This is a genomic window from Staphylococcus chromogenes (assembly GCF_029024625.1).
GTDB lineage: Bacteria > Bacillota > Bacilli > Staphylococcales > Staphylococcaceae > Staphylococcus > Staphylococcus chromogenes.
In genome coordinates, this window is sequence record NZ_CP118953.1 from 1065757 (window position 1) to 1091222 (window position 25466).

The 25466-nt window shown below is 35.4% G+C and carries 27 protein-coding genes and 2 other annotated features; of the genes, 26 read left to right on the top strand and 1 reads right to left on the bottom strand.

Annotated elements, in window-relative coordinates; all coding sequences use genetic code 11:
• Window positions 1–96: 96 nt before the first annotated feature.
• The 9 genes from clpX to PYW36_RS05240 all read left to right on the top strand — a co-directional run bounded on the left by clpX (window position 97) and on the right by PYW36_RS05240 (window position 9462).
• On the top strand, window positions 97–1359 hold the full coding sequence (gene clpX, locus PYW36_RS05200; RefSeq protein WP_103159056.1) for an ATP-dependent Clp protease ATP-binding subunit ClpX: 1263 nt from the start codon (window positions 97–99) through the stop codon (window positions 1357–1359).
• Between the two features lie 71 nt (window positions 1360–1430).
• Entirely contained in the window at window positions 1431–2024 is a 594-nt protein-coding gene (yihA, locus tag PYW36_RS05205; RefSeq protein WP_103159055.1) for a ribosome biogenesis GTP-binding protein YihA/YsxC, read from the top strand.
• A gap of 115 nt (window positions 2025–2139) precedes the next feature.
• Window positions 2140–3480: a glutamyl-tRNA reductase gene (gene hemA / locus PYW36_RS05210; protein ID WP_037574280.1), complete on the top strand. Its 1341-nt coding sequence runs from the start codon at window positions 2140–2142 to the stop codon at window positions 3478–3480.
• A 14-nt stretch (window positions 3481–3494) separates the two neighbouring features.
• Window positions 3495–4331, top strand: a complete 837-nt coding sequence (locus PYW36_RS05215) for a cytochrome C assembly family protein (protein WP_037574277.1) — start codon at window positions 3495–3497, stop codon at window positions 4329–4331.
• 21 nt (window positions 4332–4352) lie between these two features.
• The gene (hemC, locus tag PYW36_RS05220) at window positions 4353–5279 is read left to right on the top strand and encodes a hydroxymethylbilane synthase (RefSeq protein ID WP_103159054.1); all 927 of its coding nucleotides are present in this window, start codon (window positions 4353–4355) and stop codon (window positions 5277–5279) included.
• A 10-nt stretch (window positions 5280–5289) separates the two neighbouring features.
• Window positions 5290–5979, top strand: a complete 690-nt coding sequence (locus PYW36_RS05225) for a uroporphyrinogen-III synthase (RefSeq protein WP_037574271.1) — start codon at window positions 5290–5292, stop codon at window positions 5977–5979.
• On the top strand, window positions 5969–6946 hold the full coding sequence (hemB, locus tag PYW36_RS05230) for a porphobilinogen synthase (protein WP_103159071.1): 978 nt from the start codon (window positions 5969–5971) through the stop codon (window positions 6944–6946). The genes PYW36_RS05225 and hemB overlap by 11 nt, the downstream gene beginning before the upstream one ends.
• A gap of 12 nt (window positions 6947–6958) precedes the next feature.
• Window positions 6959–8242, top strand: a complete 1284-nt coding sequence (hemL, locus tag PYW36_RS05235; RefSeq protein WP_037574268.1) for a glutamate-1-semialdehyde 2,1-aminomutase — start codon at window positions 6959–6961, stop codon at window positions 8240–8242.
• A gap of 161 nt (window positions 8243–8403) precedes the next feature.
• Window positions 8404–9462, top strand: coding sequence for an AbrB family transcriptional regulator (locus tag PYW36_RS05240; protein ID WP_103159053.1), 1059 nt, complete (start codon window positions 8404–8406; stop codon window positions 9460–9462).
• Between the two features lie 57 nt (window positions 9463–9519).
• Here PYW36_RS05240 and PYW36_RS05245 read toward each other — a convergent pair whose 3' ends face one another.
• Window positions 9520–10068 carry a DNA-3-methyladenine glycosylase I gene (locus PYW36_RS05245; RefSeq protein ID WP_103159052.1) on the bottom strand — a complete coding sequence of 183 codons (549 nt, stop codon included), beginning with the start codon at window positions 10066–10068 and terminating at the stop codon, window positions 9520–9522.
• Window positions 10069–10124: 56 nt separating this feature from the next.
• Window positions 10125–10334 (top strand) — a binding site (T-box leader).
• A gap of 40 nt (window positions 10335–10374) precedes the next feature.
• Here PYW36_RS05245 and PYW36_RS05250 point away from each other — a divergent pair.
• The 17 genes from PYW36_RS05250 to tgt all read left to right on the top strand — a co-directional run bounded on the left by PYW36_RS05250 (window position 10375) and on the right by tgt (window position 25459).
• Window positions 10375–13005 carry a valine--tRNA ligase gene (locus PYW36_RS05250; protein ID WP_103159051.1) on the top strand — a complete coding sequence of 877 codons (2631 nt, stop codon included), beginning with the start codon at window positions 10375–10377 and terminating at the stop codon, window positions 13003–13005.
• Window positions 13006–13016: 11 nt separating this feature from the next.
• Window positions 13017–14279, top strand: a complete 1263-nt coding sequence (locus PYW36_RS05255) for a bifunctional folylpolyglutamate synthase/dihydrofolate synthase (RefSeq protein WP_037574258.1) — start codon at window positions 13017–13019, stop codon at window positions 14277–14279.
• 178 nt (window positions 14280–14457) lie between these two features.
• A complete protein-coding gene (locus PYW36_RS05260) occupies window positions 14458–15159 on the top strand; it encodes a prepilin peptidase (protein WP_255201405.1) in 702 nt (233 codons plus the stop codon).
• Entirely contained in the window at window positions 15159–15845 is a 687-nt protein-coding gene (gene radC / locus PYW36_RS05265; protein ID WP_037574251.1) for a RadC family protein, read from the top strand. The genes PYW36_RS05260 and radC overlap by 1 nt, the downstream gene beginning before the upstream one ends.
• A 340-nt stretch (window positions 15846–16185) precedes the next feature.
• Entirely contained in the window at window positions 16186–16644 is a 459-nt protein-coding gene (locus tag PYW36_RS05270) for a DUF4930 family protein (RefSeq protein ID WP_037574248.1), read from the top strand.
• 73 nt (window positions 16645–16717) lie between these two features.
• Window positions 16718–16855 (top strand): hypothetical protein, encoded by a 138-nt coding sequence (locus tag PYW36_RS05275; protein ID WP_172458437.1) that lies wholly within the window; start codon window positions 16718–16720, stop codon window positions 16853–16855.
• Between the two features lie 403 nt (window positions 16856–17258).
• Entirely contained in the window at window positions 17259–18095 is an 837-nt protein-coding gene (gene mreC / locus PYW36_RS05280; protein ID WP_103159050.1) for a rod shape-determining protein MreC, read from the top strand.
• Entirely contained in the window at window positions 18092–18616 is a 525-nt protein-coding gene (gene mreD / locus PYW36_RS05285) for a rod shape-determining protein MreD (RefSeq protein WP_103159049.1), read from the top strand. The genes mreC and mreD overlap by 4 nt, the downstream gene beginning before the upstream one ends.
• Before the next feature lie 28 nt (window positions 18617–18644).
• Window positions 18645–18717: a sequence feature (ribosomal protein L21 leader region), on the top strand.
• 11 nt (window positions 18718–18728) lie between these two features.
• Window positions 18729–19037, top strand: coding sequence for a 50S ribosomal protein L21 (gene rplU / locus PYW36_RS05290; RefSeq protein WP_037574239.1), 309 nt, complete (start codon window positions 18729–18731; stop codon window positions 19035–19037).
• Between the two features lie 2 nt (window positions 19038–19039).
• The gene (locus tag PYW36_RS05295) at window positions 19040–19360 is read left to right on the top strand and encodes a ribosomal-processing cysteine protease Prp (protein WP_037574236.1); all 321 of its coding nucleotides are present in this window, start codon (window positions 19040–19042) and stop codon (window positions 19358–19360) included.
• Between the two features lie 10 nt (window positions 19361–19370).
• On the top strand, window positions 19371–19655 hold the full coding sequence (rpmA, locus tag PYW36_RS05300; RefSeq protein ID WP_037574233.1) for a 50S ribosomal protein L27: 285 nt from the start codon (window positions 19371–19373) through the stop codon (window positions 19653–19655).
• 230 nt (window positions 19656–19885) lie between these two features.
• Complete coding sequence (gene obgE / locus PYW36_RS05305; protein ID WP_037574230.1) at window positions 19886–21175, top strand: GTPase ObgE; 1290 nt, start codon at window positions 19886–19888, stop codon at window positions 21173–21175.
• A 15-nt stretch (window positions 21176–21190) separates the two neighbouring features.
• Window positions 21191–21634 carry an ACT domain-containing protein gene (locus tag PYW36_RS05310; protein WP_037574227.1) on the top strand — a complete coding sequence of 148 codons (444 nt, stop codon included), beginning with the start codon at window positions 21191–21193 and terminating at the stop codon, window positions 21632–21634.
• Window positions 21635–21646: 12 nt separating this feature from the next.
• Complete coding sequence (gene ruvA / locus PYW36_RS05315; protein ID WP_037574224.1) at window positions 21647–22249, top strand: Holliday junction branch migration protein RuvA; 603 nt, start codon at window positions 21647–21649, stop codon at window positions 22247–22249.
• 13 nt (window positions 22250–22262) lie between these two features.
• A complete protein-coding gene (gene ruvB / locus PYW36_RS05320) occupies window positions 22263–23258 on the top strand; it encodes a Holliday junction branch migration DNA helicase RuvB (RefSeq protein ID WP_037574221.1) in 996 nt (331 codons plus the stop codon).
• Between the two features lie 17 nt (window positions 23259–23275).
• On the top strand, window positions 23276–24301 hold the full coding sequence (gene queA, locus PYW36_RS05325) for a tRNA preQ1(34) S-adenosylmethionine ribosyltransferase-isomerase QueA (protein ID WP_037574217.1): 1026 nt from the start codon (window positions 23276–23278) through the stop codon (window positions 24299–24301).
• An 18-nt stretch (window positions 24302–24319) separates the two neighbouring features.
• On the top strand, window positions 24320–25459 hold the full coding sequence (gene tgt / locus PYW36_RS05330; RefSeq protein ID WP_103159048.1) for a tRNA guanosine(34) transglycosylase Tgt: 1140 nt from the start codon (window positions 24320–24322) through the stop codon (window positions 25457–25459).
• Window positions 25460–25466: the final 7 nt, after the last annotated feature.

Consider the following 25466-nt stretch of genomic DNA (forward strand, 5'->3'; position numbering starts at 1 on the left):
CCTATCTTATTTTATGCAAATAACTTGAAAGTATTTCTGGTTGCGTAATAAAATGCATTTTAGTATAGTCATAGAAGAACAGGGGTGTAATCAATTATGTTTAAATTCAATGAAGATGAAGAAAACTTAAAATGTTCTTTCTGTGGTAAAGATCAAGACCAAGTCAAAAAGCTTGTAGCAGGAAGTGGCGTATACATTTGTAACGAATGTATCGAACTTTGCTCTGAGATAGTTGAGGAAGAATTGAGTCACAACGAAGCAGAAGAACTTACTGAGTTACCTACACCAAAAGAAATAATGGAACAATTAAACAATTATGTAATTGGTCAAGATAAAGCTAAAAAATCATTAGCTGTTGCGGTTTATAATCACTATAAACGTGTAAAACAATTAGGGCCTAAAGATGATGATGTTGAATTGCAAAAAAGTAATGTTGCGTTAATTGGTCCAACAGGTAGTGGTAAAACATTATTAGCTCAAACTTTAGCGCGTACACTTAACGTGCCTTTCGCAATTGCTGATGCGACGAGTCTAACAGAAGCAGGTTATGTTGGGGAAGACGTTGAAAACATTCTATTACGTCTTATTCAGGCTGCTGATTTCGACATTGATAAAGCAGAAAAAGGAATTATTTATGTCGATGAAATCGATAAAATTGCACGAAAATCAGAAAATACGTCAATTACGCGCGATGTTTCTGGTGAAGGTGTTCAACAAGCCTTGCTTAAGATTTTAGAAGGTACAACTGCAAGTGTACCGCCACAAGGTGGACGTAAACACCCAAACCAAGAATTTATCCAAATTGATACGACGAATATTTTATTCATTTTAGGTGGCGCCTTTGATGGTATCGAAGAAGTTATCAAACGTCGCCTCGGTGAAAAAGTGATTGGCTTCTCTAGTAGTGAAGCTTCAAATTATGACGATGCTTCATTGTTAGAACATATTCGTCCTGAAGATTTACAAACTTATGGGTTAATTCCAGAATTTATTGGACGTGTGCCAATTGTTGCAAATTTAGAGACTTTAGATGTTGAAGCATTGAAAAATATTTTAACGCAGCCTAAAAATGCACTTGTTAAACAATATACAAAAATGTTAGAACTTGATGATGTTGCACTTGAGTTCACTGAAGAAGCACTTGATGCCATTAGTAATAAAGCAATTGAGCGTAAAACAGGCGCTCGAGGACTTCGTTCAATCATTGAGGAAGCATTAATTGATATTATGTTTGATGTGCCTTCAACTGAAAATGTTGCAAAAGTCGTCATTACAGAAGAAACAATTATAAACGAAACTGAGCCTGATTTATATGATTCAGAAGGTCACTTACTTAACGATAAGAAAACTTCTGCATAAACAATAGGCATTAATATTGGCCTAAGCTGAATGTAACGATTCAACTTAGGCTTTTTTTATGAGGTGAAACAATGAATATCAATCCAAACAATGTAGAAATTTTAATTAGCGCTGTAAAACCCGAACAATATCCAGAATTAAATTTACCAGAGGTTGCTTTAAGTGGGCGTTCAAACGTAGGGAAATCTACATTCATTAATAGTATGATTGGTCGAAAAAATATGGCAAGAACATCACAACAACCTGGGAAAACGCAAACGTTAAACTTTTTTAATATTGATGAACAACTTATTTTTGTGGACGTGCCTGGGTATGGATACGCAAAAGTAAGTAAAAAGCAAAGAGAAGCTTTCGGAAAGATGATAGAAACCTATATCACCGAACGTGAACCTCTGAAACTCGTGATTCAATTAGTGGATTTAAGACATCCACCGACTGAAGATGATGTGTTAATGTACGATTTTCTAAAATACTATGAAATTCCAACGCTTATTATCGCAACAAAAGAAGATAAAATTCCTAAAGGTAAAGTACAAAAGCATATTAAAATTATTAAAGAAAAATTAGATCTCGAGGCTGGTGATCAAATTATCAGTTACTCTTCATTACAAAAAACAAAGCAAGACCTCATATGGAAGGCCATATCACAATATATTGAAAATTGAGTTTGACGAAATGTTGACATTCTTATAAACGCCACATAAATTTAGGCAGTTTTAATTAGAATGACTCTCATCTATGTTATAATTTGGGTATTGTAGAAATAACGGGGGCGTTATCATGTATATTATTTCTGTGAGTGTGAACCATCACACTGCGAACGTATCATTGAGAGAAAAATTAAGTTTTAATAACGCGGATATGGGGCGCGTACATGAAACGTTATTTGAAACAAAATCAATTTTAGAAAATGTGATTTTATCAACTTGTAATCGTACAGAAGTTTATGCGGTAGTTGATCAAATCCATACGGGTAGATATTATATTCAACGATTTTTAGCGCGAGAATTTAATTTTGATGTTGATGAAATTAAGCAAATTAGCGATGTGAAAGTTGAAAATGAGGCAGTTGAACATTTGTTTCGAGTAACATCCGGTCTAGATTCGATTGTTCTTGGGGAAACCCAAATCTTGGGTCAAATGAGAGATGCTTTCTTTACTGCACAACAAGCAGAAACAACAGGAATTATATTTAATGAATTATTTAAACAAGCGATTACATTTAGTAAAAAAGCACATCATGAAACAGATATTGCTGATCATGCGACAAGTGTCTCTTACGCCGCAGTCGAATTAGCTAAAAAAGTCTATGGAAAGCTACATCGTCGCAACGCCTTGGTCATTGGCGCAGGCGAAATGGCTGAACTTGCTATATTGAACTTAAAAGGGGCGGGTGTGAGTCAAATCACTGTATTGAATCGTACGGTTGAACGTGCGGAAGCCTTGGCTTCAAAACATGGCATTCAATCTTCATCATTGCGTAATTTATCCCACTTTTTACCGCAATCGGATATTGTGATTAGTTCAACAAGTGCTGAAGGTTTTGTGATTACGAAAGAAATGATTGAGTTGAGCCATGATATTAACAAAAATGCGCAACAACTATTCATCGATATTGCTGTACCTAGAGATATTGAACCTATCGATAGTGTTAATGCAAATTTATTTATTTACGACGTCGATGATTTAAAAGGACTTGTTGATGCAAACATGAGAGAACGTGAAAAAGCAGCTGAGAAAATTGCTTCACTCATACCAGCAGAAATTGAAAAACATAACGAATGGGTGAAAATGTTAGGGGTTGTGCCAGTAATTCGTGCTTTACGTGAAAAAGCAATGACTATTCAGCAAGATACAATGGCTAGTCTTGATCGTAAATTGCCACATCTCACAGAACGTGAACGTAAAGTCATTTCTAAGCATACTAAAAGTATTATCAACCAAATGTTAAAAGACCCTATTAAACAAGCAAAAGAAATCAGTGACGATCACTATTCAGAAGAAAAATTAGCATTGTTTAAAACGATATTTGATTTAGATGTATCTACAGACTACAAAACAGAAGCAGCTGAGAAAAAGAAACTAAAATTAAAACAAAGATTTTTTCTACTCGATAATTAAAGAATGGTGATGCTATGGAAGAAGTTTTTTTAATTCGCTTCCACGAAGGAATCTTTATTATTTATTTGATAAGCGTTATTTGTTTAACATTAGATGTATTGCAAAAAAATAGTAAGTTTCAAAATATTGGTTTTTATACGTTAGGGTTAACGTGGGTGCTTCAAACGATTTCGCTTGTATTATATATCTTTTGGATGGGTCAACTCCCGCTAACATCTATTATTGAAAGCTTTTATATTCTAACATGGCTCATCCTGACGATTACATTTATATTTTCAGTTTTTAGAAGTTCAGAATTTATGATAGCATTTTTAAATCTTTTAGGATTTTTATTTATGGCTATTCATACTTTTCATCCAAATCAATTTAGACTTGATGGCACGCGCTTAAATGCTGTCAATGAATTACTCGTTTTTCACATTTCGTTTGCATTATTAAGCTATGTACTCTTCGCGATTGCATTTGTGAATGCGTTGCTTTATTTGATTCAGTTTCGCAATCTCAAAGAAAAGCGTTTTACTCAAGAATATTTTAGAATTGGAAGTGTCGCAACGCTTGAAAAAGGGGTCTTTTATAGCTCTTTTCTTGGTGCTATGCTACTTTTTGTAAGTCTCATTCTTGGGGTACAATGGGGACTTATATCAGTGGGTACCCCTATTTTTTACGATTTAAAAGTCATTTCGTCTTTATTGATTTTAATTTGTTATATTGTTTATATCACATCAAGATTATTGCGCAAGTTTTCGTCACTTGCGTTAATTTATGGTAACATTGCATTATTTTTCTGTTGTATGATTAATTTGATATTAGTCACTCAATTATCAAATTTTCACCAATGGACTGGTGTTTAAATCAGGGTTGGAGGATGAATTATGCGTAAATTAATAGTAGGTTCAAGACGTAGTCAATTGGCACTTACACAAAGCCAGCAATTTATTGATAAATTAAAGTCAGTTGACCCGTCCTTAGAAATCGAAATAAAGGAAATTGTAACGAAAGGAGATCAAATTGTTGATCGTCAATTGTCGAAAGTAGGAGGAAAAGGTTTATTTGTCAAAGAAATCCAAAATGAACTGTTTAATCATTCTATCGACTTTGCCATTCACTCATTAAAAGATGTCCCAAGTGAATTACCTTCAGGATTAACGATTGGTTGTATTCCTGACCGTGAACTTCCCTATGATGCCTATATCGCTAAAAATCATATACCGCTAGATAAGTTGGCAGCGGGGAGTATAGTTGGAACTAGCTCTCTTCGTCGAGGTGCACAAATATTAGCAAAATATCCGCATTTGGAAATTAAATGGATTCGAGGCAATATTGATACGCGATTGCGCAAATTGAAAGAAGAAAATTATGATGCTATTATTTTGGCTGCTGCGGGATTAAAGAGAATGGGTTGGTCTGACGATATCGTTACCACATATTTAGATGAACAACTTATGGTACCCGCTATCGGTCAAGGGGCATTAGGAATAGAATGTCGCGAAGAGGATCATGATTTATTAGAATTATTACATAAAGTCCATAACGCGTCTGTAGCGCAATGTGTGACTGCCGAACGTACATTTTTAAAAGAGATGGATGGAAGTTGCCAAGTTCCAATTGCAGGTTATGCACAAATGACGCCAGAGGGCAACATCCGCTTTAAAGGTTTAGTTATGTCTCCAGATGGCTCACAACGTTATGAAGATGAAAGAATAGGTTCAGATCCTGTTGATTTAGGCAAAAAAGTAAGTGAACATTTAAAAGCACAAGGTGCTGACGCAATTATAAAAGCTTTAAACGATTCTTATTGAGGTGTTTTAGATGAAGCCAATTGTATTGATGACACAAACCCATGAATATCAAGATCAACGTGTAGCGATTAAGCATGTACCTTTAATCGAAACTGTTGCGTTAGACTTTGATGACAAGGCGTTGTGTCCACATTATGATTGGCTTATTTTTACGTCTAAGAATGCGGTGAAATATTTTTATCCGTATTTAAAACTTATCAAATATGATCAACTCGCCGTAGTGGGCGTCAAAACAAAACAACTATGTGATAAGATGAAAATAGACGTAGATTTTTGTCCAACAGATTTTTCACAAGAGGGGCTATTCAACCAACACCCTTTTAAAAAGGGAGATCGTGTACTGATACCCTCAAGTCGTCAAGCAAGAACGTTCCTGCAAAATGCTTTAAAAGAAAGCGGCATACAAGTGACTAAAATTGATTTGTATGAAGTTCAACCCAAATATGAAAGCATTCAAGAGATTCTAGATACGATGATGCATCGACAAGTAGATGCCATCACCTTTGCGAGTTCCTCAGCAGCACATGCTTTTTTTGAGGCGAAACCACCACATAATGAAAATATCTATTTTGCTATTGGACAACAAACAGCGCAAACAATACGAAAGTTAGGTTATTCATGTTTTGTCGCAGAGGTCCAAACTCTTGAAAGTATGATTACTAAAATTGTTGAAAAGAGGTTTTATAATGATGGAATTTGATAGACATAGACGCCTACGCGTTTCACCAACTATGAGAGCAATGGTAAGAGAAACGCATTTAAGAAAAGAAGATTTAATTTATCCTATTTTTGTTGTAGAAAAAGATGACGTCAAAAAAGAAATTGCTTCTCTTCCAAATGTATACCAAATCAGTTTGAATTTACTTCACGAAGAGATAAAAGAGGCTTATGATTTAGGCATTAGATCATTTATTTTTTTCGGAATTCCAAATGAAAAAGATGAGTGCGGAACAGGTGCGTTTATCGATAATGGTGTCATTCAACAAGCGACGCGTATTGCTAAAAAATTATATGACGATATTCTCGTTATCGCAGATACTTGTTTATGTGAGTATACAGATCATGGCCATTGTGGTTTAATCGATGAACATACAAATGATGTAGATAATGATAAAACATTACCATTACTTGTTAAAACTGCCATTTCTCAAGTAAAAGCAGGCGCTGATATTATTGCTCCAAGTAATATGATGGATGGCTTTGTGACTGAGATTAGACATGGATTAGATGAAGCCGGTTTCCAACACATTCCAATTATGAGTTATGGAATCAAATATGCTTCAAGTTTCTTTGGACCATTTCGAGATGCAGCTGAATCCACTCCTTCTTTTGGAGATAGAAAAACCTATCAAATGGACCCAGCGAATCGCTTAGAAGCATTACGCGAGTTAGAAAGTGATTTAAAAGAGGGTGCGGATATGATGATTGTTAAACCTGCACTCAGTTATTTGGATATTATTAGAGATGTGCGTAATCATACTAACATTCCCGTGGTTGCCTATAATGTCAGTGGTGAATACAGTATGACTAAAGCAGCAGCTTTAAATGGTTGGATAGACGAAGAAAGAGTTGTTATGGAACAAATGATTTCTATGAAACGTGCAGGTGCAGATTTAATCATTACGTATTTCGCGAAAGATTTATGTAAATATATCGAGAATCAATAGGAGGCAAACGTTATGCGTTATAAAAAGTCTAGTGAAGCATTTGAAATTGCAGAAAAATTAATGCCTGGAGGTGTTAATAGTCCTGTCCGCGCGTTTAAAGCTGTCGACACACCGCCTCTATTTATGGAGCGTGGAGAAGGTAGTAAAATTTATGATATAGATGGAAATGAATATATCGATTATGTTTTGAGTTGGGGCCCCCTCATTTTAGGGCATCGCAATCCTAAAGTGATAGATGCCATTCATAGTGTAGTTGACAGAGGAACGAGCTTTGGGGCATCCACATTAGAGGAAAATCGTTTAGCGCAACTCGTGATTGATAGAGTGCCCTCTATCGAAAAAGTAAGAATGGTTTCTTCTGGTACGGAAGCCACATTAGATACGTTAAGACTTGCGCGTGGTTTCACAGGTAAAAATAAAATTATTAAATTTGAAGGGAATTACCATGGCCATAGTGACTCTTTATTAATTAAAGCAGGTTCAGGCGTAGCCACATTAGGACTACCTGATTCGCCTGGTGTTCCAGAAGGTACTGCAAAAAATACGATAACAGTCCCATATAATGATTTGGAAGCTGTTCAATATGCTTTTGATCAATTTGGTGATGATATCGCAGCTGTAATTGTTGAACCAGTTGCAGGAAATATGGGAGTTGTGCCGCCGGTTGAAGGGTTCTTACAAGGATTAAGAAAAATAACAACGGATAATCAGGCACTCCTTATTTTTGATGAAGTGATGACTGGATTTCGTGTGGGATATCACTGTGCACAAGGTTACTTTAACGTTACACCAGATTTAACATGCCTAGGAAAAGTGATTGGTGGCGGCTTACCTGTGGGTGCATTCGGAGGAAAGAAAGAGATTATGGATCATATTGCCCCAAGTGGGGAGATCTATCAAGCGGGTACATTGTCTGGAAATCCATTAGCGATGACAAGTGGTTATATGACATTAAGCCAATTAACACCAGAAAGCTATGACTATTTTAATACACTAGGCGATATGTTAGAAGAAGGATTAAAAGCGACGTTCAAAAAATATAATGTTCCAATCGTGATTAACCGTGCGGGATCGATGATAGGATTCTTTTTAAATGAAGGCCCAGTGACTAATTTTAAACAGGCCAATCAAAGCGATTTGACAATGTTTAGTCATATGTACCGCGAGTTAGCGAAAGAAGGTATCTTTTTACCACCTTCACAATTCGAAGGTATGTTCTTATCAACTTCACATACGAAAGAGGATATACAAAAGACTTTAGATGCATTTGATGTTGCACTAAGCCGCATTGTCTAAAGATATTTTACTGCCTTTTTTACTTATTTAAGTTGCATGAAAATAGCCATCAAAATTTATCTAAGCGTAAATTTTGATGGCTTTCTAATGATAAGTGAGGGTGATCTCCTTTACATGGTTAATGAATGTGTTGTTATTTCAAGGAGTGGTGGGGGTCTACTATGAATCATTTACTAAGAAACAATATCATCTTGTTTGCTTTAACATTAGTCTGTAGTTTTGTGCTTTATTCACTTCATATCATGTTACCTTGGATGTTTGGACCTATTATAGCAAGTATTATTGTTGTTCGTGTTTTTAAATTAGAGGTTAAATGGCCATGGATTTTAAGTGAATTAGGGCTCATTTTATTAGGGGTTCAAATTGGTAGCGGCTTTACTGTTAGCGTACTTAACGATATTAAAAATGAATGGTTGTCGATAATTTTAGTAACGATATTATTACTTGGTTTAGCATTACTCGTTTCGATTGAATTTAGACGTATCGCTCATGTTAACACAGAAACAGCGCTCTTAAGTGTCATACCAGGAGCATTAAGTCAAATGCTTGTGATGGCTGAAGAAAATAAAAAAGCAGATATTCTTGTCGTTAGTTTGACACAGACTTCACGTATTATATTTGTAGTGATTTTGGTACCATTCATATCTCTCGTTTTTAGGCAAGACACCAATTCAACCCTAGAGGTTCACCAAAATTTAACAGAGGTCTTAAAACTACAAGACATCATAATCCTTATCATTGGGATTGCGCTTATTTATTTTTTAATGGCTTTGATCCATTTCCCAACAAAAATGTTACTCGCGCCTATTGTCGTTTTGATGGTTTGGAATTTAATCACACAACATACTTTTACTCTAGATTATCCGATTATTGCTATTGCTCAAATGATATATATGATTCGCGTCGGCATTCAGATAGCACACTTAATCGAACGAATGAAAGGGCGTATTGCCTTAGCCATTGCATTTCAAAATATATTATTAATCTTAGGCACATTTTTGATGGTGTTATGTATTCATTTTATAAACAAGGCCTCTATTAATGAACTTTTTTTAAGTGCAGCGCCTGGAGGAATGAGTCAAATTGTGTTAGTAGCACTTGAAACCGGTGGAGATGTTGCAATGATTTCAAGTTATCACATCTTCAGAATATTTTTTATTTTATTTATTATTGCACCGTTAATCGCATATTATTTAAAATTTCGTGAACGTCGTCAATAACGTTTAGAAAAGCTACAAAAATAAAAAAAGGGGGACTGTGGTCTCCCTTTTTGATTGCTACCGGTTAGGACAGTCCACCAAATGGCTATTGTACATGCCACAGGCCTCCATAAATGAAAAGGCTGTGACAGGTCCAATAAATTGAAAACCATAAGATTTAAGGTCTTTAGAAAGCTGTTTAGCAGTGTCATTGACCGTAATGCGTTCTTCTGGTTTTTCGTATTTAAAATCTATCGGAACTCCATCAACGTAGGACCATAAAAAATCGCTAAAACTTCCATAAGTATTCTCAATGGCGATATAGCCGCGTGCTTGTGCGACAATCGCTTCTAATTTTTTGCGATGATGAATGATATTTGGAAACTGCATTAATGCATCAATATCTTTATCTGTCATTTTAGCGATTTGATAAGGATCAAATGCTTTAAACGCATGTCGATAAGCCTCTTTTTTCTTTAAAATGGTTAACCAAGACAGTCCGGCATGCTGTGATTCTAAAGCAAGTAGCTCAAACAAGGCTTGACTATCATATAAAGGCTTACCCCAAACGTGATCATGATAGTCCAAATAGATAGGATCGCGTGTACCAAATGCACATGGGTTCATAAAAATTACTCCTTTTATTGACTTCATTATGAATTCAGTATACTATAATAATGAATTAAATATCATATTGGGAAGAGTAAATAAGTCGCTTTTTTAAGAGAGTGCATGGCGCTGTGAATGCATAAAAGTCTTATCGAAGGTAGCCCACTTGAACTTTGATTGAACATTTTTAGTAGGTCAAAGCGTTTCGTGAGCGTTAATCATTAGAGTGCAATAGTTGTTGAACTATTGAAAATAGGTGGTACCACGGAACATCCGTCCTATATGAGGACAGATGTTCTTTTTTATGTTATCGGAGGGATTTTAATGGAAATGAAACCAAAATATAACCCGCAAGAAGTTGAAGCGGGACGTTATCAAAATTGGCTGGACAAATCACTATTTAAGCCAACTGAAGATCAGGATAAACCTACATATACAATTGTAATTCCACCACCAAATGTGACTGGGAAATTACATTTAGGTCATGCTTGGGACACGACATTACAAGATATTTTAACACGTATGAAAAGAATGCAAGGATACGATACTTTATATCTTCCTGGAATGGATCACGCAGGTATTGCAACGCAAGCTAAAGTAGAAGCCAAAATGAAAGAAGAGGGTATTTCTCGTCATGATATAGGGCGTGAAAAATTCCTAGAAAAGGCTTGGGAATGGAAAGAGGAATATGCAGATTTTATACGCCAACAATGGGCTAAATTAGGGCTTGGGCTTGATTACTCGAGAGAGCGATTCACACTTGACGAAGGTTTAAGCCAAGCTGTACGTAAAGTATTCGTAGATATGTACAATAAAGGATTAATTTACCGTGGAGAACGTATTATAAATTGGGATCCAGAAGCCCGTACAGCGCTTTCAGATATAGAGGTTGTTCATGAAGATGTAAATGGTAAGTTTTATCATTTTAAATACCCTTTTGCAGATGAAGCGGGCTATATTGAAATTGCAACGACACGTCCTGAAACGATGTTAGGAGATACAGCGATTGTTGTAAATCCTGAAGATGAACGTTATCAAGATGTCATTGGTAAAAAAGTTATTTTACCTCGAGTAGGTCGAGAATTGCCTATTATTGCAGATAATTATGTAGATAAAGAATTTGGTAGTGGTGCGATGAAAGTAACACCTGCACATGACCCGAATGACTTTGAAATAGGCAATCGTCACGAATTAGAACGTATTATAGTTATGAATGAATCTGGTCAGATGAACGAAAACGCTGGGGAATATGAAGGCTTAGATCGGTTCGAATGTCGTAAAAAACTAGTAAAAGATCTTGAAGCTGAAGGCCTTGTGATTAAAATTGAAGATCATGTTCATTCAGTAGGTCATTCAGAACGTACGGGAGCAGTTGTAGAACCTTATTTATCAACACAATGGTTTGTCAAAATGGAACCCTTAGCACAACAAGCGTTACAAAATCAAAAAGGTGAGGGACGCATTGATTTTATTCCAGCACGATTCGAAAAGACATTTAATCGTTGGATGGAAGAAATTCGCGATTGGACGATTTCAAGACAGTTATGGTGGGGCCATCAAATTCCTGCATGGTACCATAACGAAACAGGTGAAATATATGTTGGAGAGACAGCTCCTGAAGATAGTGAGAATTGGACGCAAGATGAAGATGTACTAGATACATGGTTCTCAAGTGCGCTTTGGCCATTTTCTACTTTAGGTTGGCCAAATGAATCTACAAAAGATTACAAACGTTACTATCCAACGAATGTATTGGTTACTGGCTACGACATTATTTTCTTCTGGGTTGCACGTATGATATTCCAAGGATTAGAATTTACAGGTCAAAAACCGTTTAATGACGTTTTACTTCACGGTTTAGTGCGTGCTGAAGATGGTAGAAAAATGAGTAAATCATTGGGTAATGGTGTAGATCCAATGGATGTCATTGATCAATATGGTGCAGACAGTTTAAGATTTTTCTTAGCGACAGGGTCTTCACCTGGTCATGATTTACGTTATTCGACAGAAAAAGTAGAGTCTGTTTGGAACTTTATTAATAAAATTTGGAATGCTGCGCGCTTTAGTTTAATGAATATTGGTGATGAATTTAAGTTCGAAGATATTGATCTGTCTAAAAACTTATCTGTTGCAGACCAATGGATTTTAACGCGTTTAAATGAAACAATTGAGACTGTCACTCAATTAAGTGATAAATATGAATTCGGCGAAGTCGGTAGAGTGCTTTACAATTTCATATGGGATGAGTTTTGTGACTGGTATATTGAGATGAGTAAAATTCCAATGAACGGCGAAGATGAAGCCCAAAAAGATGTTACGCGCTCTGTACTTAGCTATACATTAGATCGCATAATGAGATTGTTGCATCCTTTCATGCCATTTGTGACAGAACATATTTGGCTGAACTTACCACATGAAGGTGAGTCTATCGTGACAAGTGCATGGCCAGTGGCTGATGAAAACTTAATTTTTGATGATAGTAAACAAATCATGCAACAATTAGTTGAGATTATAAAATCGGTGCGTCAATCTCGTTTAGAAGTGAACACACCTTTATCAAAAGAAATTCCAATTAAGATCCAAGCTAAAAATGAAGCTACACGTGATTTACTCAATGAAAATCGTCATTATTTAGAACGTTTCTGTAATCCAAGTGAGCTTGAGATTGAAACTCAAGTGACGATTCCTGAAAAGGCAATGACTTCTGTTGTCACAGCTGGAGAAGTTGTGTTACCACTCGAAGGTCTCATTGATATGGATAAAGAAATTGAACGTTTAGAAAAAGAACTTGATAAATGGCAAAAAGAGCTTGATCGTGTTAATAAAAAATTAGCGAATGAAAACTTTGTGAATAAAGCACCAGAAAAGATTATTAATGAAGAACGTGCGAAACAAACGCAATATCAAGAAAAATTTGATGGCGTTAAATCAAGAATCGAACAATTAAAAGCTTAGGAGTTTAAAATATGAATTATCTAGATAGTTTATATTGGATTCACGAACGTACTAAATTTGGAATAAAACCCGGTGTGAAACGCATGGAGTGGATGTTAGCACGTTTAAATAATCCAGAGCGGAAGGTAAAAGCTATTCATGTTGGTGGAACTAATGGCAAAGGCTCTACAGTCGCGTATTTAAGATCAGCTTTAGTGAATAATGGTTATGAAGTGGGGACATTTACTTCTCCATATATCGAAACTTTTAATGAACGTATTAGTATTAATGGTGTCCCTATTTCTAATGAAGCTATAGTAGAACTTGTTGCTCGAGTAAAACCCGTCAGTGAAGCACTGGATGCTGAAACTGAGCTCGGTGTGGCGACTGAATTTGAAATCATTACAACCATGATGTATTTATACTTCGGTGAAATGCATCCCGTTGATTTTGTCATTGTGGAAGCGGGTCTTGGTGTAAAAAATGATTCGACAAATGTGATCCAACCTATATTAAGTATCCTGACAAGTATAGGTTTAGATCACACTGACATTTTAGGCAATTCTTATTTAGATATTGCTAAAGATAAAGGCGCTATTATTAAACCGAACACCCCATTTGTGTATGCTGTTAAAAATGAAGAAGCATTAAAATATTTAAGAGATCTTGCTACAGAATTAAATGCGCCAGCGATGGAATTTGATCGAGATATTCTCGTTGTTTCAGAAGACGATGAATTTACGTACCGATACAAAGACTATGAAATGGAAAATATCGCCCTTACAATGTTGGGAGAACATCAAAAAGAAAATGCATCACTAGCGATAACCGCACTCATCGAATTATATGAGCGACAAATTATAGATATTGATTTTAATAAGATGATTCAAGGTATTGAAAGTGTGCAATGGATAGGACGTATTGAAAAAGTTTCATCATCACCATTAATTATCATTGATGGGGCTCACAATAAAGAAAGTGTAGATGCGCTTGTCGATACAATGGGCCGTTATTATGCTTTGGATAAAGTGGATATTCTTTTTTCAGCGATTAAAGGTAAGCCTATTGGAAATATGTTAAACGCTTTTAATACGATTGCTAATCACTTTTATGTCACAGAGTTTGATTTTCCAAAAGCGTTACCGAAGCAAACGCTTTATGATGAAGTCGAATTTGAGAATAAGTCACTCATTGAGGATTATGTCTCTTTTATAAAAAATTATGATGGGGATGCATTACTCATTACAGGTAGCTTATATTTTATCAGTGAAGTAAAAGCGAAATTAGGTTACTAAAAAATTTATGTTTACAAGAAACGTGCTTATGAGCTATGGCTTTTATAATAAAGTCATTGCGATTGAGCACGTTTTATTTTTTATAAAGAATCTTAATAAGCATCTTTTCAAAAATAGTGATTAGGTATTAAACCCATTCGTCCGTATAATAATACCAAGGAGGTGTTTTATGTTTATCATGTGCTATTTGGGGAGTTGTATCATGAGTTTTCTACTGCAATTTTCAATTGGTGATCCACTTTCCAAATTCAGTATTTTTACTCGTTCAAAATGTAAACAATGTCAAAAAACATTACAGTGGTGGATGGTGTTACCGATTTGGAGCTATATTTTTTTAAGGGGGAAGTGCCATTACTGTCAAAAGGCAATTCCAAAGTATTTATGGGTCGGTGAATGTTTAGGAAGTGTTGTGAGTTTTTTTATTTTATCAAGACATTTTGAAATTTACTGGTTCTACCTCTATTTTCTAATATTAGTTTTTCTCTCTTTAGGTTTGATTGATATCCAATATTTTATTGTCCCTCATAGGTTGTTGGCGTTGCTACTATTATTGACGCTCGTATTGATGCCGCAATTTTTAAAATTTTCTTTGGTCAAATTACTTTTAATCAGCATACTCTTTTTAATAGGGATATTATTTCAACGTTTTATCGGTTTTGGTGATATTAAATTGTTTATTATAATAAGTTTCATTTTTCCTATGCATTTTTCAATTTATGTGATATGGCTCACTTTTCCAATTGCACTGCTGACATACCCCATATTTTATTTTGGATTTCATTATAAAAACACGATTCCCTTAGTCCCCTCAATTGTAATCGCATTTTCTATCGTTGCATATATGTATCCTGTACTTAATAGTTGGTTTGGAGGTTTATAATGCCAAGAATAAAAGATCTTTCTCCAGATGAAATGCCCAAAGAACGCTTATTACAAAATGGTGCTAAATCTTTATCGAATACTGAATTAATCGCCATATTAATTAATACAGGTAGTAAAGGTTATTCTAGTATCGATATCGCTTCAAGATTACTCTCTTACAGCCAAGGACTTCAATCTCTAAAAGATTTATCATTACAAGAGTTACTCTCATTTGATGGCATAGGTCAAAGCAAAAGTACTACCTTACTTGCGGCCTTTGAAATCGCGCACCGCATTAATGCACGTACGACTTCTACTCAATTAGTTCCCATAAAAAAACCTGATCAAATTGCTGAAATGCTTTATCATGAGTTAACGTCACAAAAACAAGAAAACTTCATTGTATTTGTTTTAAATACTAAACATCATATTTTGCATAAAGAAATTTTATTTAAGGGTACCTTGAATAGTGCAATCATCCATCCTAGAGAGGTATTTAAAATTGCATTAAAGCATTCTGCCCATGCAATTATCGTTGCTCATAATCATCCTTCTGGTGATCCAACACCATCTAAGGCAGATGTTGATACAACATTACGGTTAAAGTCATGTGGAGAGACAATGGGAATCCAATTATTAGATCATATTGTCGTAGGAGATCATAAGTTTGTTTCAATTATGGGAGAGATAGAAGAGAATATGTAAAAACGTTACACAACAAATAGCTGTGTAACGTTTTACATTAAAGTTGAAAATTTTCAGCAAGCAACATAAATAATTTATAACACAAATAAATAAATAGTACAAATATACCAGCTTTTATCAAAAAGCGAATGATGGAAACACTCACTCTAAATAGCAATACAACTAGTAGAATAATAAGAAATATGGAAATTATGCTCAACAGTTGTCACTCCTTTACTCTATCATACTGATTTTAGATAATAATTGCATCCGTCTTGCGCTCGTGATTAAATTAAGTCTGGGGAATGAGGCGTTAGATATAAGATTTCGTATATAATAGATGTGATAAAGGAGGCAACCTATGAGAGCGATAATAAGTTTATTCAAAATAATAACTCTAATTTTTCTATTGGTTATATTATGCTATTTTGTATTTAAACATGTACCTGTTATTAAAGATGCTCATTGGAATCCTCTCAATGCCTATACACAAAAAAATGTAGATGAAGAAGGCTACAACATCCCTCCACAAGGTCAAAGATATGTGGCCGAGGATAATGAAATTCTGCGTAATGTCCCTCCAAATCAAGCTAGACAATTTTTTAATTGGATTGATAAATATGAGTTTATGCAAGTCAATGCATTTAGCAGAATGGGTTATGATAATGATTATTTAATTGCTGAACGAGATTCACAGTATATCATGTATAAGTTTGGAAGTAACAAAGTGAGAGTATATACAACAGAGCACGATTTATACTATGATTTAAATCAACTTGGCCATCAAATCAATATGCGTCCACTTCCATCTTATCGGTAAATAAACATAATTTGAAATATCCTATCACATACGTTAGTCTATAGAGGTAAAAATTTTAAAAGGGTGAAGTCATATGTCTACTGAAAATAATGCGCAACAAAGTAATGAACAATTAAAAGCGCAGAAATTATTTGCACAATGGCGAAAAGACGAAACTTTATATAAAGAAGACGAAAAAAACTTCGAGAATCAGAAGAAAAAAGATCACTAATCTTTTCGTTTTCACTGTGAACATCCATGAGGTTGGGACATAATTAATTTCGTGTATTTGATTGTTCCAAAAAGCCTCGCTTTTCTAGGTGCCTCAGAAGTCTCGGCTTAGGAATCAATCAAAATTACTATATTTATTCACAACTCTAAAGTTATAAGCTTTACTTTACCAATTCAATTTTATTGAATTAAGTTATACCAAAATAGCCATCCAAATTTATAATTAGGTAAATTTGGATGGCTTTCTAATTATTGGTAATCTTTATGTCCCAATCCCTTTTTTTATTGAGTGTTGCGTCGCTACGATGGAAATTTATATAAAAATACAGCTGATACTTTATTTAAACCAGTGAGTGATATAAAATAATGAGTGTTATTTACAATTACATATTGAGGTGTTGAGGTTGTCCCATTTTTTTAAAAACAATAAGTTAATCGTTTTATTTTGTGCACTTATCATTTTTATTGCTTTGATAGGGTTATCTTTACGTTCGCACTCACAATCTATACCAGAACAATATGCGAGTGATACGATATCGTTCGGTCAACGTATTTTTACATATCCTGTACAAGTCGTTTCTGGGACTACACGAGCAATATTTCAAAACGATGCCAAGCCCACTGAAAAAGAAAATCAATTAAAAGCTGATAATCAACGACTTCAATCAGAAAATAACAAACTGCGAAAAGAACTCAATGTCAGTGATATTTCTAAGTATGATCCTCTTGCTGTGAATGTCATTGCGCGTCATCCTGATCAATGGATTAATACGATTATTATTGATAAAGGAGAAAAAGCCGGGATTAAGGAAAATATGGCAGTACTTACATCAGATGGATTAATTGGCCGTGTTAGCAAAGTAAACGCTTTTTCTTCTCAAGTGAATTTAATTTCTACAAAAGGACGTACGAATAGACTTTCAGTTCATATTCAAAATAAAGATGAAGAAGCATTCGGCTTAATCGATCATTATGATGAAAAAAATGATAGACTCATCATTTCAGATATTGATAATAGTCATAAAGTGAATGAAGGCGATAAAGTCATTACAAGTGGTCTAGGTGACCAATTACCTAAAGGAATCTATGTAGGTAAAGTTGAAAAAGTTCAAAATGATCAATACGGGCTATCTAAACAAGTGGTTGTTAAGACAGGTGCCGATTTAAATCAAATAGGAACAGTATATGTGGCTAAGCGTGATTCTAAAACGATTAATCCTTCAGAAGGTGATGCCTCATGAAGCGCGCTTTTCTATACTTTATCTTAGGAATTTTGTGCTTTTATATGGACACATTGCTCACATTAATTTCACCAATTCATATATTTGGTCTTCATTTTGTCTTCGTTCCTAGACTGACATTGATGTTTTTACTACTCCTTACTTTTTACAGAAACTTATATACGGCTCTTATATTAGGTGTCCTACTTGGTCTAATGACAGACATTTATTTTGGAGAAATTTATGGAGTTTATCTCATTGCTTATTTACTATGTATCTTGATTGTCGAAAAGTTTTTTTCGTTATTTTATCGTGATCATGCGATTGTATTTTTAATCGTATTGTTATCAGTTATCGTGATTGACATTATCGTCGCAATCATCTATTCGATGGTAGGCCTGATACAGTTTAATTTTATTCAATTTATCCTTTTTCGAGTTCCTTCAACCTTGTTACTTAATGCTATCTTACTTATCTTTATCTTTACTTATCTTGATTACCATCAAAATAAGAAAAGAAATATTGACATGAAAATTAAGTAATGGTATGATGCAGTAGTTGAGTAGTTTTAGCTACATACAACCGCTCAAATATAGGTTATAAGTACATTCGTCACCTATATATGGCGTGACTTAATTATAGGAGGTGCAAAGTATGTTTGCTATTATTGAAACAGGTGGAAAACAAATCAAAGTAGAAGAAGGCCAAGAAATTTACGTTGAAAAATTAAACGGCAATGAAGGCGATACTTTTACATTTGATAAAGTCTTATTCGTAGGTGGAGACAACATCACTGTTGGTGCCCCAACAATCGAAGGTGCAACAGTATCTGCGAAAATCAATAAACACGGTCGTGGTAAAAAAATCACTGTATTTACTTACCGTCGTCGTAAAGACTCAAAACGCAAAAAAGGTCACCGTCAACCATATACTAAGTTAACTATCGATAAAATCAGTTTATAATTATGATTAATGTCGATATCAAATTAAATGATGACGGACAGGTCACAGATGTGATAATGGATGGACATGCTGACTTTGCTGAGCACGGACAAGATATTGTGTGTGCAGGTGCCTCAGCTGTACTTTTTGGTAGTGTTAATGCTATTATTGGATTAACTTCTGAAAGACCTGATATAGATTATAGTGATGACGGAGGCTATTTTCATTTCCGTAGCGTAGATACATCTAATGAAAAAGCACAGTTAATCTTACAATCTATGTTAATCTCATTGCAAACGATTGAAGAAGAATATAAAGAATTCATTAAACTAAATTATAAGTGAGGTGTAACTCATGCTTAAATTAAACTTACAATTTTTCGCATCTAAAAAAGGGGTAAGTTCTACAAAAAACGGACGTGACTCTGAATCTAAACGTTTAGGTGCTAAACGTGCTGATGGTCAATATGTTACTGGTGGATCTATTTTATTCCGTCAACGTGGAACAAAAATTTACCCAGGTGAAAACGTAGGTCGTGGTGGCGATGATACATTATTCGCTAAAATCGATGGCGTTGTAAAATTTGAACGTAAAGGTCGCGACAAAAAACAAGTATCTGTATACGCAGTTGCTGAATAATTTGTCAATATACTCACACCAGAAGGTTACTTCTGGTGTTTCTTTTTTATCTAAGCTTTTTAAAAACCATTTTGATAATGTAAGATGGAAGAAAACATAGCTTGAATATATTGAGAGGAATACATAGAAATTTGTAAGCCAGTGGAACCTTATAAATAATCATGTGGTAAGTTTCACTTATCGCTTTATAGCTATGTAGGAAATGTATAAAATGAAAAAGAGGTGAAATCATGTTTGTCGATCAAGTAAAAATATTCTTAAAAGCAGGCGACGGTGGAAATGGTATTACTGCGTATCGTCGTGAGAAATATGTTCCCTTCGGTGGACCCGCTGGAGGAGATGGCGGTCGTGGGGCGTCTGTCGTTTTTGAAGTTGATGAAGGACTAAGAACATTAATGGACTTTAGATTTCAGCGCCATTTTAAAGCTAAAAAGGGTGAGAATGGCCAAAGCAGTAATATGCACGGGAAAAATGCACAAGATCTTATCCTCAAAGTCCCTCCAGGAACGATTGTTAAAGATGTCGAAACAGAGGAAACATTGGCGGATTTAGTAGAACACGGTCAACGTGCAACTATCGCTAAAGGTGGCCGTGGCGGACGAGGGAATTCTCGATTTGCGACCCCTAAAAATCCCGCACCAGATTTCAGCGAAAATGGTGAGCCAGGTGAAGAAATAGAAGTCACATTAGAACTTAAATTACTAGCTGACGTTGGTTTAGTAGGTTTTCCAAGTGTTGGTAAATCCACATTGTTGTCGATAGTATCTCAAGCTAAACCTAAAATTGGTGCCTATCACTTTACGACGATACAGCCAAATTTAGGCGTTGTTACTACGCCAGATCAACGAAGCTTCGTAATGGCAGACTTGCCAGGATTAATTGAAGGTGCATCTGAAGGAATCGGGCTAGGACATCAATTTTTACGTCATGTTGAACGAACAAAAGTAATTGTTCACGTTATCGATATGAGTGGTATGGAAGGCCGTGATCCTTACGAGGATTATTTAACAATAAATAAAGAAATGCGCGCTTATGAAGAAAAACTAGAAAAAAGACCACAAATTATCGTAGCGAATAAAATGGATATGCCAGAGGCTGAAGATCAACTTGAATTGTTCAAATCTCAATTGGAAGAAGACTATCCAATTATCGCTATTTCAGCATACACTCGTGAAAATATTGATCAGTTACTTTACGAAATTGCAAATACACTCGAATCAGTGAAAGACATCGATTTCAATGCAGAAGAAGATGATCCAGGCGTGAACCGTGTTGTTTATAAACATACGCCTTCACAAGATAAATTCACGATTTCACGAGATGATGATGGTGCGTACGTTGTGAGTGGAAATGCTATTGAACGACTCTTCAAAATGACTGATTTCAATAGTGACCCAGCAGTAAGACGATTTGCACGCCAAATGCGATCTATGGGTATTGATGATGCGTTACGTGAACGTGGTGCAGAAAACGGAGATATCGTACGTATTTTAGGCGGCGAGTTCGAATTTGTAGAATAATAGGAGCGAATCAGCATGAAATATCAATATTATTTAATTCGTGAAGATGTATTGCCCTATGTGGTATCTAAGGTACTACGTGTCAAAGAAGCGCTCAATGATAATCCTTCTCTCACTGTGCAAGAAGCTGTAAAAATACATGATTGTTCTAGAAGTGCTTTTTATAAATACCGTGATACAATATTTCCGTTGGATGAAGTGAAAAGTGCTTCCAAGGAATTTACAATTATTTTATTTGTGACGGATAAGGTAGGCACACTAGCTACAATTCTTGAAAAAATATCACAATTAAAATTATCCGTTTTAACGATTCATCAAAGTGTGCCAATAGATAAAAAAGCCTCTATTACTTTATCTTTAAATGCAAGTAAATCGGAAATGAATGTCTATGATATTATCAATTCGTTAAGACAAATGGAAAATGTATTTAATGTTGATATTATAGGGATGAATATGTAAGGAGAAGCCACTATGTATGCATATATAAAAGGGAAACTACAACATTTGTATCCTACACACGTCGTTATTGAAACATCAGGCGGCATTGCATTTGAAATCCAAACGCCTAATTCGTATCGGTTTCAAAGTCAGTTACATCAAGAAACGACAATATTTACAGCGCTCATTGTACGTGAAGATGCGCAACTTTTATATGGTTTTAGCGATTTAGAAGAAAAGGATATGTTTTTAAGTCTTATTAAAGTTACAGGGATTGGGCCTAAATCTGCACTTGCCATTTTAGCTGCAAGTACACCTAATCAAGTGAAACGTGCGATTGAAAATGAAAATGACGCCTATTTAACGCAATTTCCAGGTATCGGTAAAAAAACTGCCCGTCAAATTGTCCTTGATTTGAAAGGCAAAGTCGTTATAACTGAAGAAAGTGAAGAAATGCTTGTAACACATGAGATGCCTTCTAAACATGCACAAATTAAAGATGATGCTTTACTCGCATTAGAAGCGTTAGGTTATTCTAAACGAGAACTTACTAAAATCGATAAAAAAATGGCGAAAGAAAACTTTGAATCTGTTGACGAAGCAGTAAAATTTGGATTACAACATCTCATCTCTTAAAAGGGGGATTTCTATGGATGATAATCGAATGGTAGATGGTCATGAAAACACAGAGGAGCACGAATTTGAACTCTCGTTAAGGCCCGATCGCTTACGCCAATATATTGGACAATCTTCCATTAAATCTAACTTAGAAGTTTTTATCAAGGCGGCACAACTTAGAAAGGAACCACTAGATCATGTTTTATTGTTTGGGCCTCCTGGGTTAGGTAAAACAACACTTTCACATATCATCGCAAATGAAATGAATGTAAATTTAAGAACGGTGTCTGGTCCTTCGATAGAGCGTCCGGGAGATTTAGCAGCTATTTTAACTGGACTCCAACCAGGCGATGTATTATTTATTGATGAAATTCATCGTTTGAGTAGTGTCGTAGAAGAGGTACTTTATCCAGCAATGGAAGATTTTTTTCTAGATATCATCGTAGGTAAAGGGGAAGAAGCTAGAAGTATTCGTATCGACTTACCCCCATTTACATTGGTGGGTGCGACAACGCGTGCTGGAAGTTTAACAAGTCCACTACGGGATCGTTTCGGAGTCCATCTTAGATTAGAATACTACAAAACGCACGAGCTACAACAAATCATTACACGTACAGCAGAAGTTCTAGGTACGACGATTGATACAGAAAGTGCGCTTGAAATTGCGAAAAGAAGTCGTGGAACTCCTCGAATTGCGAACCGACTTTTAAAACGGATACGAGACTTTCAACAAGTCAATGAAGATGATCAAATTTATATTGAAACAACGAAATATGCTTTAGATTTACTTCAAGTTGATGAAGAAGGTTTGGATTATATTGACCATAAAATGATGGCTTGTATTATCGAACAGTATCGAGGAGGCCCTGTGGGATTAGATACAATTGCAGTTTCTATCGGCGAAGAGCGTATTACGATTGAGGATGTTTATGAACCGTTTTTAATACAACAAGGTTTTATTGAACGTACGCCTCGAGGTCGTAAAGCGACGCCAAAAGCATACGCACATTTTAATTATCCTATTTAAGCGAGGGACCATTAAGCATGAATATAGAAGAATTTAATTACTATTTGCCAGAGGCGTTAATTGCGCAAACTCCTCTTAAAGATCGTGATACGAGTCGACTACTCTATTTAAACCGTCAGACAGGTGATGTAAAAGATTTACACTTTAAAGATGTTGTATCATTTTTTGAACCTGGCGATACTTTAGTTTTGAATGATACAAAAGTGATGCCTGCGCGCTTGTTCGGTGTTAAAACTGAGACAAATGCAAAAGTTGAAATGTTAATGTTAACGAATATTGAGGGTGACGATTGGGAAGTCCTTTTAAAACCGGCCAAACGTATTAAAGTCGGACAGTCTATTTCTTTTGGTAATGACAAAATAATAGCAACCTGTATCAAAGAATTAGACCAAGGGGGAAGAATTATGCGGCTCACCTATGAAGGGATTCTTCAAGAGCGTCTAGATGAATTAGGTGAAATGCCGCTACCGCCATATATTAAAGAGCGTTTAGATGATCAAGATCGTTATCAAACTGTGTATGCAAAAGCCTCAGGATCTGCAGCTGCACCAACTGCTGGCTTGCATTTTACGGATGAACTTTTAAATGAAGTGCAACAAAAAGGTGTTAATATCGCTTTTGTCACACTACATGTAGGATTAGGAACGTTTCGTCCTGTCAGTGTGGAAAATATAGATGATCACGAAATGCATAGCGAATATTACACAATGACACAAGAAACAGCAGACATTTTGAACACTACTAAAGCAAGTGGACATCGTATTATTTCTGTTGGAACGACTTCAACACGAACTTTAGAAACAATAATGAGAGATTTTGATACATTTAAAGCGACAAGTGGATGGACAAATATTTTTATTTATCCAGGCTTTGAATTTAAAGCAATAGATGGTTTGATTACTAATTTTCATCTCCCAAAATCCACATTAGTCATGCTCGTTTCAGCATTTAGTTCAAGACAATACGTGTTAAATGCCTATGCGCATGCAGTAGAATCAAAATATCGCTTTTTCAGCTTTGGGGATGCAATGATTATTATTTAATATAGAGAGGGTTTGACTATGCCAGCTGTAACATACGAACATATAAAAACGTGCAAGCAATCTGGGGCGCGACTTGGAATTGTTCACACACCACATGGTTCATTTGAAACGCCGATGTTTATGCCTGTAGGCACTAAAGCAACCGTAAAAACAATGAGTCCAGAAGAATTGAAACAAATGGAAGCCAAAATCATTTTAAGCAATACGTATCATTTATGGTTACAACCAGGTAATGATATTGTGAAAAAAGCGGGAGGCTTACACCAATTTATGAATTGGGATGGGCCTATTTTAACCGATTCAGGTGGTTTCCAAGTGTTTAGTCTTAGTGATTTAAGAAAAATCACTGAAGAAGGCGTGGAGTTTAGACATCACGCAAATGGTTCAAAACTATTTTTATCACCGGAAGATTCTATACGTATTCAAAATGATTTAGGATCAGATATTATTATGGCATTTGATGAATGTCCACCTATGCCAGCCGAATACAAATATGTCAAAGATTCAATTGAACGGACAACGCGATGGGCAGAACGCTGCAAAAAAGCGCACCAACGTCCAGAAGATCAAGCTTTGTTTGGCATTATTCAAGGTGGAGAATACAAAGATTTACGTCAACAAAGTGCAGAAGATCTCGTGAAACTCGATTTTCCTGGTTATGCAATAGGCGGATTATCTGTTGGGGAACCAAAACCTGTCATGTATGATATGGTAGAGCATACAGTTCAATTTATGCCCGAAAATAAACCGCGTTATTTAATGGGCGTCGGTTCACCTGATGCGTTGATTGAATGTAGTATCCGTGGAATGGATATGTTTGACTGTGTACTTCCAACACGTATCGCCCGTAATGGAACGTGTATGACTTCCGAAGGGCGCCTTGTTGTGAAAAACGCTAAGTTTAAAGATGACTTTCGACCACTTGATGAAAATTGTGACTGCTATACATGTAAAAACTATACGCGAGCCTATTTAAGACATTTAATTAAAGCAGATGAAACGTTCGGTATACGTTTAACTACTTATCATAACCTTCATTTTCTGCTAAAATTAATGGAGAACATTAGACAAGCAATTCGAGAAGACCGTCTTTTAGATTTTAAAGAAGAATTTTTCGAACAATATGGTCTTAATGTTAAAAATCCGAAAAATTTCTAGATAGGAG

Excerpts from the sequence above, each read along its gene's own strand:
- clpX (WP_103159056.1), top strand. The coding sequence starts at position 97 with ATGTTTAAATTCAATGAAGATGAAGAAAACTTAAAATGTTCTTTCTGT.
- yihA (WP_103159055.1), top strand. The coding sequence starts at position 1,431 with ATGAATATCAATCCAAACAATGTAGAAATTTTAATTAGCGCTGTAAAA.
- hemA (WP_037574280.1), top strand. The coding sequence starts at position 2,140 with ATGTATATTATTTCTGTGAGTGTGAACCATCACACTGCGAACGTATCA.
- PYW36_RS05215 (WP_037574277.1), top strand. The coding sequence starts at position 3,495 with ATGGAAGAAGTTTTTTTAATTCGCTTCCACGAAGGAATCTTTATTATT.
- hemC (WP_103159054.1), top strand. The coding sequence starts at position 4,353 with ATGCGTAAATTAATAGTAGGTTCAAGACGTAGTCAATTGGCACTTACA.
- PYW36_RS05225 (WP_037574271.1), top strand. The coding sequence starts at position 5,290 with ATGAAGCCAATTGTATTGATGACACAAACCCATGAATATCAAGATCAA.
- hemB (WP_103159071.1), top strand. The coding sequence starts at position 5,969 with ATGGAATTTGATAGACATAGACGCCTACGCGTTTCACCAACTATGAGA.
- hemL (WP_037574268.1), top strand. The coding sequence starts at position 6,959 with ATGCGTTATAAAAAGTCTAGTGAAGCATTTGAAATTGCAGAAAAATTA.
- PYW36_RS05240 (WP_103159053.1), top strand. The coding sequence starts at position 8,404 with ATGAATCATTTACTAAGAAACAATATCATCTTGTTTGCTTTAACATTA.
- PYW36_RS05245 (WP_103159052.1), bottom strand. The coding sequence starts at position 10,068 with ATGAACCCATGTGCATTTGGTACACGCGATCCTATCTATTTGGACTAT.
- PYW36_RS05250 (WP_103159051.1), top strand. The coding sequence starts at position 10,375 with ATGGAAATGAAACCAAAATATAACCCGCAAGAAGTTGAAGCGGGACGT.
- PYW36_RS05255 (WP_037574258.1), top strand. The coding sequence starts at position 13,017 with ATGAATTATCTAGATAGTTTATATTGGATTCACGAACGTACTAAATTT.
- PYW36_RS05260 (WP_255201405.1), top strand. The coding sequence starts at position 14,458 with ATGTGCTATTTGGGGAGTTGTATCATGAGTTTTCTACTGCAATTTTCA.
- radC (WP_037574251.1), top strand. The coding sequence starts at position 15,159 with ATGCCAAGAATAAAAGATCTTTCTCCAGATGAAATGCCCAAAGAACGC.
- PYW36_RS05270 (WP_037574248.1), top strand. The coding sequence starts at position 16,186 with ATGAGAGCGATAATAAGTTTATTCAAAATAATAACTCTAATTTTTCTA.
- PYW36_RS05275 (WP_172458437.1), top strand. The coding sequence starts at position 16,718 with ATGTCTACTGAAAATAATGCGCAACAAAGTAATGAACAATTAAAAGCG.
- mreD (WP_103159049.1), top strand. The coding sequence starts at position 18,092 with ATGAAGCGCGCTTTTCTATACTTTATCTTAGGAATTTTGTGCTTTTAT.
- rplU (WP_037574239.1), top strand. The coding sequence starts at position 18,729 with ATGTTTGCTATTATTGAAACAGGTGGAAAACAAATCAAAGTAGAAGAA.
- PYW36_RS05295 (WP_037574236.1), top strand. The coding sequence starts at position 19,040 with ATGATTAATGTCGATATCAAATTAAATGATGACGGACAGGTCACAGAT.
- rpmA (WP_037574233.1), top strand. The coding sequence starts at position 19,371 with ATGCTTAAATTAAACTTACAATTTTTCGCATCTAAAAAAGGGGTAAGT.
- obgE (WP_037574230.1), top strand. The coding sequence starts at position 19,886 with ATGTTTGTCGATCAAGTAAAAATATTCTTAAAAGCAGGCGACGGTGGA.
- PYW36_RS05310 (WP_037574227.1), top strand. The coding sequence starts at position 21,191 with ATGAAATATCAATATTATTTAATTCGTGAAGATGTATTGCCCTATGTG.
- ruvA (WP_037574224.1), top strand. The coding sequence starts at position 21,647 with ATGTATGCATATATAAAAGGGAAACTACAACATTTGTATCCTACACAC.
- ruvB (WP_037574221.1), top strand. The coding sequence starts at position 22,263 with ATGGATGATAATCGAATGGTAGATGGTCATGAAAACACAGAGGAGCAC.
- queA (WP_037574217.1), top strand. The coding sequence starts at position 23,276 with ATGAATATAGAAGAATTTAATTACTATTTGCCAGAGGCGTTAATTGCG.
- tgt (WP_103159048.1), top strand. The coding sequence starts at position 24,320 with ATGCCAGCTGTAACATACGAACATATAAAAACGTGCAAGCAATCTGGG.